The following is a 15,083-nucleotide window of genomic DNA, read 5'->3' as shown; positions in this document are numbered from 1 at the left end:
AATAGATGGCAAATTTAGAAAATAAAAACACAACGAGCGAAGTTCCCAATGTCAATGAGACCGGCAAGAAGAAGCAAACACCACTCTTCTGGAGGATTCTCAATTATCTTTTCTTTGGCATTTTGGGTCTGTTGGCTGTTGTTCTCATTGCTATCAATCTGCCGGTTACCAAGCGCTATATTGCCGATCAAGCCATCGATTTCCTGAATAAGGATCTCAAAATGGGAATGTCTCTGCAAGATATTGAGGTCAATTTTTTTGGTGATGTCACGATTAAAGGCTTGGTTTTGAAAGATTATAAAGGCTACGAATTCGTAAAAGCACGGGAAGTGCGCGTGGGTTCGGATTGGTTTGCGTTGGCCTTCAACACAAGAGATATCAAATTCAATCAAGCCACGATGATCGACCCGATTGTGAGGGTCATCACGTACAAAGGCGACAGCATCAGTAATTTTATCCGATATGTAGACAATTTTGATGACGGAAAACCGCGCGATCCCAACAAGCCGAAGTTCCAGATGAAAATGAAAATCGATCTCATCAACGGCATCTCTACCATCGTCAATGAAAATAGTCCCGGAGAAGCAGGTAGATGGCTCGATGCGAGGAAAGTGAATCTCCACGTTACTTCTCTGAAAGTGGAGGGTCCCGATGTTTTTGCCGATATCAGAAACTTTAGCTTCATTACAAAACGATATGGGAAAGAACATTTTGTGGAAACCTTTTCTACCAGTTTTGAACTGACCAAAGAGCACCTGAAATTTGCAGAACTTACCATCAATACAGATCATTCGCTACTGCAAGGCGAGGCCATAATGAATCTGGATCCAAAAACCAAATTTGCCGATTTTGGCAGAAAAGTGAAATGGGATCTGAAAATCATTCCGGGAAGCCAGATTAGCGGCTATGACCTCAGTTATTTTGTGACAGACTGGGACAATTATACACCAATCAATATCTCGGGAACTATGGCAGGACCCTTGAACGATTTTGCCCTTAATAATTTCCTGATCCGCTCGCAAGATGTCAACCTAAATACCAAAAATCTGAAATTATGGGGTATTATCGATAAAAAAGTATTCATCGAAAGTAAAAATATTTCAGCTGACTTCAATTACAAAGCTTTGAAGGCATCGCTTCCGAAATTTATTGCTTCCAAAATGGGAAATTTTGCGGATGATTTTGGACGGATGAAATACAATGGCTCGGCAAAGGTGACTCCAAAACAAATTCTTGCGAGCGGCCAGGTGATTACCGGAATTGGGCAGGCGACCATGAAGGATTTCAACCTCGTGGATTACAGCACAAAACGCCCGAAATACAAAGGATATGTTGAGGTGAAGGATTTGAATGTCACGACGCTTACCAAGAATAAACAGGTTGGATTGATTTCAGGTAAATTTGATGTTCAAGGTGAAGGCTTCGATGTCAATACAATGTACGTCAAGACTAATTCCGACGTTGCTCACATCGACCTTATGGGCAAAAATCTCAACAATATTGCCATCGAAGGGGTTCTTAACAAGAAAAGATTCACAGGAAGCATTGTTGTCAACGATCCGAATGCCAAGGGGACTTTCAAAGGAATGGTTGATTTTTCGACCCGGCGATTGGCCGCCGATGTTGCCGCCGATGTCAAGTATGTGAATCTCAAGTATTTTGGAATTTCTGCAGGCGATACCAACTCCGCGAGCGGCGTGATAACCGGAAAACTATCGATGACCAATCTCAATGATCTTAATTTGGATGCCGAAATCAAAGCTTTGACACTTAATTCCACGGCACAGAAACTTCAGATTCCAGATTCCAAACTCAAAGCCTTTTTTGAAAATGGAAACAGAATGGTGTCAGTAGATGCGCCCGGAGCTGTTACCGGAAGGCTTTCCGGCCCATTCAATTTGTCGGATATTGGGAATATGGTGGGCAACAGTATCAACAAGATATTGGTAGGCAATCCGCCGAAGAAAACTTATAACAATCAAAGTTTCGACTTCGATTTCGATATTCAGCAAGGTTTGGTTTCATTTTTCCTGCCCGATCTGGAACTGAAAAATGGCGCCAAAATTTCGGGAAGCTATATCGGCAATACAAATGATCTCATTCTGAATGCCAATGCAGCGTCGCTAAAATATTTGATGACGAGCACAAAAGAATTGACGGAAGCTGAAAAATTCCTTGCAGAGACCGATGCTATTTATCAGCCCGATCTCAATAAAGTGAGCGATAGTGTGATGGTGGACAGTCTCCGTTTGAGAGTCAATACGGCGGACGCCAATCAGCAATTACTTGCCACTGTAAAAAGAGGACAATATGGGAATAATGTATTCCAAAGTCTAAAATTGACCGCGAATAATGAAAATGCTCAAATTCTTCATATCGGAACGTCTTTCAAACTGGGAACGCCGGAGGATGAAACCAATAATCAAATGAAGGAATATGCCGTTAACATCAACCAAACGACCAATCCTGCCGGTGATTATGTTTTAAGATTTGAACCGACCACCATTAAACTAAACAATGTGGCGTGGAGTGTCGATACGAGTCCGGAACTCAATCATTCGATTACCTACAGAAAGAAAGAGAAAGATTTCCTAATACAAAATTTGCGGATATTTTCTGATGAAAGTGAATTGCTGATCAACAATGCCGAGTTCAAATCGGGAAAAGATTTTTCGGCAGATGCAGAAGTCAAGAATCTTGATATTTCAAAACTGTTGGCTGTAGGAAACAGCAAGAATCCCATTGATATCCAAGGACATGCCAATGGAACTATCTTGGTAAGAAAATCGGGAAGCAATCTGGAACCCCTTATCAATCTGGATGTTGCGGATATTTTCATGAATGGAAAAGCAATGGGCAAGCTGGAAACCAAGATTACCAAAAGCGAAAAGCCAAACGTCTTCGACCTCAGTATTCAAGCACTGTCGTCGGAATTCTTGGGGAAAAATACTTTGGACGTCACCGGAACGATAGATAACAATGCTGCGTCGCCGGTTCTGGATGTGAACGCGAATATGAACGACTTCGATCTCGCTTTTACCCAGCAGTTTGTAAAAGAAATTTTCGGAAATTTCCGCGGAAAGGCGACAGGCGATCTCAAAATATCGGGTCCGGTAAATGATATCGATTATAGCGGCGATCTTGCTTTGAAAGGATTTGGACTCAAATTGCTCTTCACGGGCGTTGATTATTCATTTGATGATACAGTCATCAATCTTTCCCGAGGTTTGGCACTTCTCAACAACATCGGGATGAAAGACGGCCGAGCCAATTCTAAAGGGAGTATCTCGGGTTCTATCCAGTTCGAAACGCTTTCTTCCCTGGGAATCAACTTAATTGTGCGGGCAGATAATCTTCTGGTGATTAACAACACGCAGGAAGACAACGATCTGTTCTGGGGAAGGGTTTACGGCCAGGGCGATGTCTATGTCAGCGGACCGGTTTCCGCATTGGAGATTTCTACTCCAAACGATGGGCTCACGGTGCTGAACAACAGTACTTTTACCTTTAATAGTGCTTCGCAATCTAAAGTGGACGAGTTCAAGATTCTTAGATTTCTAAAACGCGACGAGGAGGGCGGCATCAGTGTGGAAAAAAAGAAAAAATCCGGCGCCAATATGCTGATGGATTTTGATATCACCGTCGATAACGGGACGCTGGTGAATGTTTTGGTAGGTGATGATGTGGGAAATATTGCTGTAAAAGGCCAGGCCCGACATCTGAAATTTAAAATGGAAAGAAGCGGAAATATCACGATGAATGGAACCTACACTGTTGATAACGGCACCTTTGTCTCCAGAGCCATATTGGATAGGACATTTCAAATTGCCAAAAATAGTATCATCCGCTGGAGCGACAGTCCGATGACGCCGGATCTGGACATAACAGCCAACTACACCAGACCCGTAACCAATGCCGGAGAATATCTGGGAATGACGCTTACACAGCCCATCAATGTCGTCTTATCAACCAAAATAACCAATACCCTTACAAAACCTGAGATCGAATTCGACGTTTCCGCGCCGGATGGTTCCGCCGAAGTACGAGAAGCTTTGGCGACCAAAATGACCAATGAGGACGAGAGAACCATACAGTTCGGATCCATCTTGGTACTCAACAGTTTTAACGTAACAAATGGAAATGGTCTGCAGTTCAACATTTCCAAAACAGCACAAAACACCGGATACAATATGCTGTTCAAACAGTTGGGTTCGGTAATCAATACCATCAGCAGCGCTTTCCAAGTCAATTTGGATTATATCAGCGGTGACCCGAATTCCAACACAAGCGACCGCGCCAATACGAGTGTGAGTCTGGAACTGTCGCCGAGAATAACATTGAAAACAGGCTTGGGAGTACCGATAACACGAATGGATAACGCCACCAATAATTATTTATCTGCAGAAGGAATCATAGAATATGACTGGAGCCGCAACAATAACGGAAGCAGGTTGTTTCGCGCCTATTCCAAACCTTCAAATATCGGACTTACGACAACCACGCCTGGAGCCAATCAAAGTTATGGCGCCGGCGTAGTGTACAGCAGAAGTTTCAATTCTTTCGGCAAATTATTCAAAAAGGGCAAAAAGATAAAATCTGACACCGTGAGAACGGATGAGGATAAAGCAGATTCTCTAAGAAAGAAGTCGATAAAATGATAATTATCATGCGTATTATTGATTTTGTTAAAAGGTGTTAATGTTTTAAGAATTGTTTTTAGTTAAATTAATTTTTTCTAAGTTTGCAAAATAATTAGCGATATATTAAATAAATAACAATCTTAACAATGAACTATCAATTAGACGAAGTCGATAAGAAAATTTTGGATTTCTTGGTAGAAAATACCAGAATGCCTTTTACGGAAATTGCTAAACAAATGGACGTTTCCGCGGGAACCATCCACGTACGTGTGAAGAAAATGGAAGATGCAGGCATTATCTTAGGGTCTTCCCTTAATATCGATTATGGCAAGTTGGATTACAACTTCACCGCATTCATCGGAATCTTGCTTACAAAATCGAACCATACGCACGATGTGCTGAAGCAGCTGGCTCAGATTCCAAATGTGGTGGAAGCCAGTGTAACATCGGGAAAATATAACATCTTTTGCAAAATGAGAGCTAAAGATACCGAAGATGCAAAAAGAATAATTTATCAGATCGATGATATTCAAGATGTGATGAGAACCGAAAGTATGATCTCTATGGAGGAATATATCAGTGATAAGAACCGTCTTATAGATGCGGTTAGTATATAGTTAGTTAATAAAAATTTCTATAGGAAGAGCTTATTCGTTAAGCTCTTTTTTTATAATTTTATCAAATGAAAGCAACTGATAGAAGCTTCCAAAGCAACAAAGATTATTACCTCTTTTTTGGCCTCATTTTCCTGGTTTATGCGCTCAGTATTTATACTGATTATGTCGAATATTCGCTTCATCAAAAGATCAATATTCCTAAAAATTTCTTCTATTACACCTTTGGAGTCGATCTTTTGGTAATGCTTAGTGCGGTCCTAATTTTGCTATTCAGAAAAGTGGGCGTCCTACTTTTTCCACTTTTTGTCGCCATCCATTTTGCCCTTCACAACTATTTTCTCAGCACGTTTCTGTACTCCGATGTTACCGTCCTATTTCTGTACATCGGCCTCGGACTTCTGGCCGTCATTCCGCGTTGGAAGGTTCTGAAATAGAATGGTCAATGGTATAAATTATCCTCAACTTTTTTATCATTCAGAAAGGCATTCTTTCCGCGGCCATCTGCAAAGCAAGCGCACCGGCAGCGGATGAAATGATGAGCAAACAATCTCTTTGATTCAGTTTGGTCAGTCTTGTCAGGATCGAAAAGATGATGAGAATGATAATCACCAAAACAATCTGTCCCAGTTCCAAACCCACATTAAAACCCAACAATGGCATCGCAATGCTTTGCCCATTCGCCACCATCATCCGCGCCGTATTAGCAAATCCCAACCCGTGGATCAAGCCGAAAAACAGAGCGAAGTAATATACGTACGAATTTTTCCCTCTGAAAAAAATATTGTCCAAACTTGTGATCACAATCGTGCAGGGAATCAGGAATTCTATCCAACTGCTTTTCATACGGATCATGTCAAAACTAGACAATGCCAGCGTGATGCAATGCCCAACGGTAAACGCCGTCACCAGAATCAATAATTTTTTGAAATCTTTGAAGTTGTATGCCGCAATCAAAACCAATATAAACAGCTGATGATCCAATGCATCCAAAGAAATAATATGCGCCCAGCCCAGCTTCAAATAAAATAGAAAATCCGCCATCGTCTCATTTCTCAAAATCGCACGAAAATAATCATTAATTTTGATTTCAAACTTTCTAAAGATGAAAAAACCGCTTTTTCTTGGTTATATTTTATCGTTAATCATTTATAATTTATCCTTTGTTCCACATCCGTACCACGTTGGTTCGGTAGAGTTCAATTATAATTCAAAATCAAAGACTTTCGAAGTCACGGGACGTTTTTTTATGGATGATTTGGAAAGTGCGCTCAACAAAAAGTATGGACAGTCGGTGCATTTTTTGGATAAAAAATATCAGACCGAAATCAACAAAGAGCTGCAACTGTACGTTACGGAATATATCAGATTAAAAGCTGACAACCAATTGCTTAATCTAAAATATATTGGTTATGAAGAAGATCACGAAAGCGTCCAAATCTATTTGGAATCTGCACCTTTAGCAACGCCAAAGAAAGTGGAAACTGCCGTCAGTTTGTTGTATAATTTGTTTGATGATCAAATGAACATCATCCACATCATCGTCAATGGCGAACGGAAAAGTAAAAAACTGAATTATCCGGATCGCTACTTGTATCAGCAATTTTGATCAAAATACATAAAAGAATATCGAAAATATAAAAGACTTAAAGTCAGGCTTTTATTTAAAAAATATACTAATTTTCAGGACAAATTAAAAAATCGAAATATGAAAACGTACATTTCACTATTATTTCTGTTCATTTCATTGCCAATGTTTTCGCAAAGCGCCGGCAAGAGCCCGCAACTCCCCCTGGGTGCTTTCTCGGTGAGCCTCAATGTCAAAGATTTGCAAAAATCCAAGGAGTTTTATGAAAAACTCGGGTTTTCACAAATGGGAGGCGATTTGAAGCAGAACTATCTCATTATGAAGAACGGAAGCACCCTTATCGGGATTTTCAAGGGCTATTTTGAGGGCAATATTTTGACCTTCAATCCCGGCTGGGACGAGAATGCCAAAGAAGTGAATCCCTTCACAGACGTTCGCAAAATCCAGAAAAAACTCAAAGCCGATCAAATCAAACTAAGCACAGAAGCCGACGAGAACACCAAAGGCCCGGCTTATATAGAATTTACAGATCCCGACGGAAACAAAATCCTCATCGATCAGCATCGATAAATTTTCTATTTTAAAATTAAGATAAACCTCAGCAGCAAAATATTGGGATTATAAAAAATTTGATGTCGAAGAACCGGGTTGGACTTCAATATTTTTAGATTAAATCAATCGTTCATAATTCGTTTGGCATTCCAAAAGTAGATCCGGGAAAAATTGATCAAAATAGAAGCGTAATTCCGATTTATTGGCTAAGAACAAATCAAAAACCGGCAAGCCTGCATCCAAATATTTCGCCTTGTGAAGCACATTTTGCATACTGAACCGGATCCCGCGATCTTCTCTGTAATTCGACAACCAATCCTCCTTTTGCATTCGCACAAGCATTTGCCGGTAGTTTGCAGGAAGCCATTTTTCATATTTCCAAAGCGTCAAATACGTTTTTTCTGCATGCTTTTTCAGTTCATCAGGTGAGAAAAGCTGCGCCACAAATTGATCAAAAGCAACATCTACAAAAGCGCCGGAATATAGCCGTACCAGCGGGCTGAAGATTTTTTTGGCCTCCGAAACGGCGGGATGTATATCGGTGAAAGTGTCTATCGCCCGGTGCAGTTTGATCCCTTCTTGGATTTCCAAAGGAAAATACGGCCTTTCATCATTTTTGATAAAATCGGCAATCATATTACCAACGAGTTGGCCGTCGGTAAAAGAAAGAACGGAATGGGCAAGATAGTTCAAATCATAAAGGATATTTTGTGAATTTACTTAAAAATAAAACACTAAGTAAAAAAAAGGCTATGATGGTAAAATAACCATCCCAGAAAATTGGTTTTAATTCCAAAATATAAATTCTAAAAAAAAGCGCCGCCGGCAATGAGTGCCATCAAGATGTTGAGATATTTTTTCATTACAAAATTCTTTAGCGGGACTATAATTTAATTAAAATTTAAAAAGCATTTCAAGTCTTAGGTTGTTAAAACAAAGACGCCACAAAATCCTCAATCTTGCTGATCTGCACGATGGTGATGCCGAATTTTCTTTTCGGGATCTTGTTGAGATTAGAAACGTAGATTTTTTCGTAGCCCAATTTTTCCGCTTCGGTGATGCGTTGTTCTACTTGAGCAACCGGCCGAATCTCACCGCTAAGCCCGATCTCTCCAGCAAAACAATAATGTTCAGGGATTGCAAGATCCTCGTTACTCGATAAAATGGAGGCTACTACGGCGAGATCCAAAGCCGGATCGTCGGTTTTGATGCCTCCCGTAATGTTGAGGAAAACATCCTTAGACCCGAGCTGGAAACCTGCGCGCTTTTCCAGAACGGCCAGCAGCATATTGAGTCTTTTGCCGTCAAAACCAGTCGAGCTTCTTTGCGGCGTACCGTAAACAGCAGTGCTTACCAAGGCCTGAATCTCCAGCAGCATCGGGCGGTTGCCTTCCAAAGTTACAGCAATGGCGTTGCCCGATAGTTCTTCAAATTTTTTGGTGATGAGGATTTCGGATGGATTTTTTATCTCTTTCAGTCCGCTGGAGATCATTTCGTAAATTCCGATTTCCGATGTCGAGCCAAAGCGATTTTTGTTGGCTCGCAAGAGTCGGAAGAGGTGATTCCGGTCGCCATCGAAGTTGAGGACCACATCCACCATGTGTTCCAAAACTTTGGGGCCGGCAATTTGGCCGTCTTTGGTAATGTGTCCCACGATGAAAACGGGGACGTTATTTTCTTTGGCAAATTTGATGATTTCGTTGGAGCATTCCCGGATTTGGGAAACCGTGCCGGGCGAGCTTTCGATCAATTGCGATTGCAAGGTCTGGATAGAATCGATAATCATAAAATCGGGCTGCAGTTTTTGCGCTTCGTGCAGGATTTTTTCTACCGCAGTTTCTGTGAAGAGGAAGCAGTTTGGGTTTTTCACTTCTGCCAGCCGATCGGCTCTCATTTTGATTTGCGAGGCACTTTCTTCGCCCGAAACGTACAGAATCTTTTTCTTCATTTTCAGAGCCAGCTGCAGAAGAAGCGTCGATTTTCCGATGCCTGGTTCGCCGCCGATCAGCGTCACCGAACCCAGGACGATGCCGCCTCCCAAAACGCGGTTGAGCTCTTCAGATGGCGAGATGATTCGCGGTTCCTCATTGGTTTCCACCTCGATGATGTTGATGATGGACGATTTAGATTTCGTGGCAATGGATTGCGTGCTTTTTTCCACGATTTCTTCCACCAAAGTGTTCCACTCGCCACAGGTTTTGCATTGGCCATGCCATTGCGAATATTGTGCGCCGCAGTTCTGACAGAAATATTGCGTTTTGAGTTTTGCCATTTTGTAAAATTAATGAATCGAAACCGATTTTTGAAACAGAAAAATCCAGCATTTATACCGAATTTTATTGTTAGAATGTCAGTTTTTCAGTGGAATATTTTTCAAAATATCCTGCGTGAATTTCCAGAATTTCTGAACCGAAGCAATATTGGCGCGCTCATCCGGAGAATGTGCTCCTTTGATGGTGGGGCCAAAACTCACCATCTCCATTTCGGGATAATTGGCGCCGATGATGCCGCACTCCAGACCGGCGTGGCACGCGACAACCATTGGTTTTTCTCCAAAATTAGTTTCGTAAAGCGCCGTCATCAAGTGGATGATTTCTGCATCGGGTTTTGGTTTCCAGCCGGGATAGGAACCTCCGAATTCTGTCTTCAAGCCATTGCTTTCAAAAGAAGATTTCAGCTGGTTGGCTACTTCCCATTTGGTCGATTCTACGGAAGATCGCGATAGATTTAGAATTCGGATTTCGCCGTTTTTCAGTTCCACTCTGGCCACGTTGTTGGAGGCTTCTACCAAACCTTCCACCTCCGGACTCATCCGGAAAACGCCATTGTGAGCCGCATTGATGGCAAAAATTATTTTCTTGGAATCGTCAAAATTAATTGCTTTTTCGGATGAATCTGTTTTTTCGATATTAATGATTAGGTCTTTTTCCAATGTCGCAAATTCTTCCAAAATATCGGTTTTCAGCCGGTCTGCATTTTTCAAAAACGCTTCGGGATTTTCGGCGGAAAAAAGGGCGACGGCTTCTCTGGGAATGGCATTTCGCAAGCCTCCGCCGTCAATGGAAATGAGTTGAATCTGATTTTCCAACCCCAAAAATAAAAATCTGCCGAGAATCTTGTTGGCGTTTCCGAAACCCTTGTGAATATCCATTCCCGAATGTCCGCCTTGCAAACCTTTGATTTCGATTTGGAAAGTTTGGCCTTTGCCTTCTACTAAAGTAAATTTTGCCGAGGCTGTCACATCCACGCCACCTGCGCATCCGATATCGATTTCGTCATCTTCTTCGGTGTCCAGATTCAGAAGGATTTTGCCGTTGAGTTGTCCGGGTTTCAAAGCCAAGGCGCCGGTCATTCCGGTTTCTTCATCGATGGTGAAAAGGGCTTCCAAATCGGGATGGGCGATATCATTACTTTCCAAAATCGACATGATCGTAGCGACACCCAAACCATTGTCCGCGCCAAGAGTCGTTCCTCTGGCTCTCACCCAATCGCCATCTACGAACATTTGTATGCCTTGGGTCTCGAAATCAAAATCGACATCGTTGTTTTTTTGGCAAACCATATCGAGATGCGATTGCAGCACTATGGGCTGTCGGTTTTCCATTCCTGTGGTGGCAGGTTTTGTGATGATGACATTTCCAACGGCATCAACGGTGGTTGGCAATCCCAGATTTTCCCCGAATTCCTTTATGAATTTTATGACTTTTTCTTCTTTTTTTGAAGGTCTTGGAACCGAATTAAGTGCGGCGAAGTTTTTCCAGATCGCTTTGGGTTCCAGTTGAGAATATTCCATTTTTTTTGACAAATTTTGTGACAGCAATTTACTAAGAAAAAAGAAGACGTGATAAGCTTCGCCATTTAAAAACTCTATCAAAATTCAAAATTTTGAAAAGTGATGGTGAAAGTTGCTTAGCTTTGGAAGAGGAATTTGGAAAATGAGGCAGAAAATAGGGTAACACCACAAAAGGCCTCTTGGCAAATTTAGTAATGACTGATAATCGCCAAATCAATAAAAAAAGCCTTTCAGAAATCACAACTCTGAAAGGCTCGTAAGCTTGAATATTTTTAGCCTCAGACTTCGGAGGCATTTTTCATTTTTTTAAGATTCTTGGTGGGCAAGAACTTCTTTTACTTTGTTCGCCGCTTCGTCCAAAGTAATGGCAGAATGGACGGGAAGTCCGGACTCGTCGATTAGTTTTTTAGCTTCTACAGCGTTGGTTCCTTGCAATCTTACTATCAATGGAACCGGAAGGCTTCCCATCGCGTGGTAAGCGTCTACAACGCCTTGCGCCACTCGGTCGCATCTTACGATTCCTCCGAAGATGTTGATCAGGATCGCTTTTACGTTCGGATCTCTCAAGATGATTCCGAAAGCGGTTTGTACTCTTTGTGCATCGGCTGTTCCACCAACGTCCAAGAAGTTGGCAGGATTTCCGCCGGATAATTTGATGATATCCATCGTCGCCATTGCAAGACCGGCACCGTTTACCATACAAGCCACGTTGCCATCCAATTTTACAAAGTTGAGACCTGCTGCGCCGGCTTCTACATCCAATGGATCTTCTTCTCTTGTATCTCTTAGTTCAGCAAGATCTTTGTGACGGAAAAGCGAGTTGTCGTCCAAAGTCACTTTTGCATCTACGGCGATGATTTTGTTGTCAGAAGTTTTCAGAACCGGGTTGATCTCGAAAAGAGAAGCATCGATCCCGATATAAGCGTTGTAAAGAGACGTGATGAATTTTGTAAATTCTTTGAAAGCATTCCCTTCAAGGCCCAATCCGAAAGCAATTTTCCTCGCTTGGAAAGCTTGCAATCCGTAAGCAGGATCGATCACTTCTTTGTGGATCAGGTGTGGCGTGGCTTCTGCAACGTGCTCGATATCCATCCCGCCTTCAGTAGAATAGACGATCGTGTTTTTCCCTAAAGCTCTGTCGAGAAGGATAGAAACGTAGAATTCTTTGGTTTCAGATTCTCCGGGATAATACACATCTTCTGCAATCAAAACAGAGTTTACTTTTTTGCCTTCAGCAGAGGTCTGCGGCGTGATAAGCTGCATTCCGATGATGTTTCCGGCGTTTTCTTTAAGTTTTTCCATCGTGGGAGAGAACTTGACACCGCCACCTTTTCCGCGTCCGCCAGCGTGGATCTGCGCTTTTACAACCCAGCCTTGTGCTCCGGTTTCAGCAGTTAGTTTTTCGGCAGCCGCAACGGCCTCGTCCACATTGTTTGCGACAAAACCACGTTGGATATTGACCCCGTATTTTGCTAAAATCTCTTTTGATTGATACTCGTGAAGATTCATAATAGGTATTGATTATTTTTTAGATTTTTATAAGATTCACAAATTTATGAAAAAGTGACGAATTAGCTTCTATGAATGACTGATTGAAATCAGTTTTCAAAATAATTGCAAATCAATACCTTTTCCCAACATCTTTACAAAGTTCCAGATATTCTTTCGGCATATCTGATGCGCCAACCCCGGTCTCATAATATTCATCCGAATGCGGAATGTAAATGCTGTATTTTTTACCGAATGGAAATATCGGAATGAAAAACAATTCGAAATAATCTTTGTAAACCGAAATAATAGCATTGGCCATAAAGCCATTTTTCACGACTTTACGTTCTTCTTTCCCAACGAGTTTGGTTTTGATTCCGAAGATGAAAAACATTTCGTTGATTAAAATTTAACCTGTGCAAAATACCAAATCAGCATCGCCCAACTGATGATCATAAACAAGCCGCCAAGTGGGGTGACCGGTCCAAGAAATTTCAAATTAACGCCCCAAACGTCCTGAAAAGCCAGACAATAAATACTCACAGAAAATAGAAAAGTTCCCGCAATCATCAAGATAGAAATCCATTTCTCAGAAGTCGTGTCGAATTTTAAAATATAACCGACAATCAAAAGAAAAAACGCTGCATACATTTGATAACGAACACCCGTTTCGAAGCTTTCCAGTCTTTCGATAGATAATATTTTTTTGAAGGCGTGCGCACCAAACGCTCCAAGAACTACAGATAATAAACCGTAGATTCCGCCGATGATTAAAGTAAAGTTTTTCATAATTTATAATTCTCCTTTTTGATATAAAATAATAAGTTTCCCTGCAATTGTAAGTATTCCTATAATTATGAACAACCAGGAGAATCGTTTCGAACTGGCGAATCCCGGATTGTTTGTCGTTCTCAGAAATATTCCAAAAATCAGGATGAAAACTGAAAGTAAAATCCCAAACATCAGTCTATTTATTTCTCAATTTCTCCAATTCCGAAATCACCTCGTGATGACTCACCGTTTTGTCTTTGAAGTAGGTGACAAAATGCTGTTTCTCCTCTTCCGTCGCACCAAATTGATTCAAGATATTGAAAAGATGCATCTTCATATGACCTTTCTGGATTCCCGTCGTCACCAAAGAACGAAGCGCCCCGAAATTCTGCGCCAATCCGGAAACAGCCAAGATACTCATCAATTCCTGCGCAGATGGTTTTCCAAGTAATGCCAAAGAGAATTTTACCAAAGGATGAAGATTTGTCAATCCGCCAACGACTCCGACAGAAATCGGCAGGTCTATCCAAAATCTGAAAATTCCGTTGTCGGTGGTGCAATGCGTGAGCGAAGAGTATTTCCCGTTTCTCGCAGCGTAAGCGTGTGCGCAAGCCTCGGTGGCGCGGAAATCATTTCCCGTTGCGATTACGACAGCGTCCACGCCATTCATTATTCCTTTGTTGTGCGTCGTCGCTCTGTAAGGTTCAATCTCTGCAATCGTCACCGCTTGTTTGAATTTCCAAGCAAATTCCTCGTTGGAGATACCGCTTTCGTCTTTCAAATCTTCAATTTTGCAGGAAACCTCGGCTCTTACGATGCACTCCGGCGTATAATTGGAAAGGATATTCATCACAATCTGGAATGAATCTTTTTCCTCCTGAGAGAAACTTTCTTCCTTGGCAACTTCTTCTTTCAAAGTTTTTCCGAATTGTTCCAGGCAAGAATTAATAAAATTCGCGCCCATCGAATCTACCGTATCAAAACTCGCTTTCAGTTGATAATAATCTTCCAGCTCAGCGGTTTTATCGATGAGTTTGATGTCCAGAATGCCGCCACCGCGGTTGCGCATATTTTTGGTAATATCTTCCGTGGTCCGCAAGAGCTTTTTCTTAAGCTTAAAATTGAAAAAATGCAGCAGTTTGTGAGCCTCGGTTTTGAAGATAAAATGCGTGTGACCCAGTTTTTCTGTATTGATAATGGTCGTTTTGAAACCGCCTTTGTCAATCCAAAATTTTGCCGCTTTGGACGCTGCTGCTACCACCGAACTTTCTTCAATCGCCATTGGAAGTGCCAGAAGTTTCCCGTCTATCAGGAAGTTTGGAGCAATTCCGTAAGGCATATAAAAATTGGAAATTGTGTTTTCGGAAAACTCGTCGTGCATTTTTTGCAAGGCGGCATCATTGTTCCAATATTGCTGCAGAATCTGCTCGTAACTTCTGTCGTTGCTTAGATATTCGCTGATTAGCCAATCGATTTTTTTTTGTTTGGAAAGTTTTGAAAACCCTTCAATAGGACGATGGTTCATAGGGAAATTTTTATATTGGTAAAGATAGGAATTTTGATCATTTTAAATTGATTCTTTAAATTCGACAATTTCCTGATAACGGACTGAGTTTTCTTTTTTTTAACAATTATTA

The 15,083-nt window shown here is 41.5% G+C and carries 14 protein-coding genes; 5 read left to right on the top strand and 9 right to left on the bottom strand.

What is annotated here, in order from left to right:
- Positions 1–5: 5 nt before the first annotated feature.
- From DTW91_RS05995 to DTW91_RS05985, 3 genes are all read left to right on the top strand, one after another.
- Positions 6–4,658 carry a translocation/assembly module TamB domain-containing protein gene (locus DTW91_RS05995; RefSeq protein WP_228412668.1) on the top strand — a complete coding sequence of 1,551 codons (4,653 nt, stop codon included), beginning with the start codon at positions 6–8 and terminating at the stop codon, positions 4,656–4,658.
- Positions 4,659–4,786: 128 nt separating this feature from the next.
- Entirely contained in the window at positions 4,787–5,257 is a 471-nt protein-coding gene (locus tag DTW91_RS05990) for an Lrp/AsnC family transcriptional regulator (RefSeq protein ID WP_125202481.1), read from the top strand.
- A gap of 65 nt (positions 5,258–5,322) precedes the next feature.
- The gene (locus tag DTW91_RS05985) at positions 5,323–5,691 is read left to right on the top strand and encodes a hypothetical protein (protein WP_125202480.1); all 369 of its coding nucleotides are present in this window, start codon (positions 5,323–5,325) and stop codon (positions 5,689–5,691) included.
- Positions 5,692–5,731: 40 nt separating this feature from the next.
- Here the strand turns inward: DTW91_RS05985 and DTW91_RS05980 are convergent, their stop codons facing one another.
- Entirely contained in the window at positions 5,732–6,298 is a 567-nt protein-coding gene (locus DTW91_RS05980) for a HupE/UreJ family protein (RefSeq protein WP_125202479.1), read from the bottom strand.
- 61 nt (positions 6,299–6,359) lie between these two features.
- Between DTW91_RS05980 and DTW91_RS05975 the strand changes: the two genes are divergently transcribed.
- Together DTW91_RS05975 and DTW91_RS05970 are read left to right on the top strand one after the other, a co-directional pair.
- The gene (locus DTW91_RS05975; RefSeq protein WP_125202478.1) at positions 6,360–6,863 is read left to right on the top strand and encodes a DUF6702 family protein; all 504 of its coding nucleotides are present in this window, start codon (positions 6,360–6,362) and stop codon (positions 6,861–6,863) included.
- 144 nt (positions 6,864–7,007) lie between these two features.
- On the top strand, positions 7,008–7,412 hold the full coding sequence (locus tag DTW91_RS05970) for a VOC family protein (protein ID WP_125202526.1): 405 nt from the start codon (positions 7,008–7,010) through the stop codon (positions 7,410–7,412).
- A gap of 99 nt (positions 7,413–7,511) precedes the next feature.
- On the opposite strand, the gene DTW91_RS05965 is transcribed toward DTW91_RS05970, so the two are convergent.
- The 8 genes from DTW91_RS05965 to DTW91_RS05930 form a co-directional block, all read right to left on the bottom strand.
- On the bottom strand, positions 7,512–8,087 hold the full coding sequence (locus DTW91_RS05965) for an ACP phosphodiesterase (RefSeq protein WP_125202477.1): 576 nt from the start codon (positions 8,085–8,087) through the stop codon (positions 7,512–7,514).
- Between the two features lie 235 nt (positions 8,088–8,322).
- Positions 8,323–9,666, bottom strand: coding sequence for a DNA repair protein RadA (gene radA / locus DTW91_RS05960; RefSeq protein WP_125202476.1), 1,344 nt, complete (start codon positions 9,664–9,666; stop codon positions 8,323–8,325).
- Positions 9,667–9,744: 78 nt separating this feature from the next.
- Entirely contained in the window at positions 9,745–11,187 is a 1,443-nt protein-coding gene (locus DTW91_RS05955) for an aminoacyl-histidine dipeptidase (protein ID WP_125202475.1), read from the bottom strand.
- 31 nt (positions 11,188–11,218) lie between these two features.
- Positions 11,219–11,482: a hypothetical protein gene (locus DTW91_RS12705; RefSeq protein WP_125202474.1), complete on the bottom strand. Its 264-nt coding sequence runs from the start codon at positions 11,480–11,482 to the stop codon at positions 11,219–11,221.
- An 11-nt stretch (positions 11,483–11,493) separates the two neighbouring features.
- Positions 11,494–12,696 carry an ADP-forming succinate--CoA ligase subunit beta gene (gene sucC, locus DTW91_RS05945; protein ID WP_125202473.1) on the bottom strand — a complete coding sequence of 401 codons (1,203 nt, stop codon included), beginning with the start codon at positions 12,694–12,696 and terminating at the stop codon, positions 11,494–11,496.
- Positions 12,697–12,808: 112 nt separating this feature from the next.
- A complete protein-coding gene (locus DTW91_RS05940; RefSeq protein WP_125202472.1) occupies positions 12,809–13,069 on the bottom strand; it encodes a hypothetical protein in 261 nt (86 codons plus the stop codon).
- A gap of 8 nt (positions 13,070–13,077) precedes the next feature.
- On the bottom strand, positions 13,078–13,464 hold the full coding sequence (locus tag DTW91_RS05935; RefSeq protein ID WP_125202471.1) for a DUF423 domain-containing protein: 387 nt from the start codon (positions 13,462–13,464) through the stop codon (positions 13,078–13,080).
- A gap of 178 nt (positions 13,465–13,642) precedes the next feature.
- Entirely contained in the window at positions 13,643–14,971 is a 1,329-nt protein-coding gene (locus DTW91_RS05930) for a hydroxymethylglutaryl-CoA reductase, degradative (RefSeq protein ID WP_125202470.1), read from the bottom strand.
- Between the last annotated feature and the right edge of the window lie 112 nt (positions 14,972–15,083).

This window comes from Chryseobacterium sp. SC28 (genome assembly GCF_003932955.1).
In the GTDB taxonomy this organism is placed as follows: Bacteria; Bacteroidota; Bacteroidia; order Flavobacteriales; family Weeksellaceae; genus Epilithonimonas.
The sequence above is the reverse complement of the archived record's forward strand: the minus strand, read 5'-3'. Positions and strand labels throughout refer to the sequence as shown.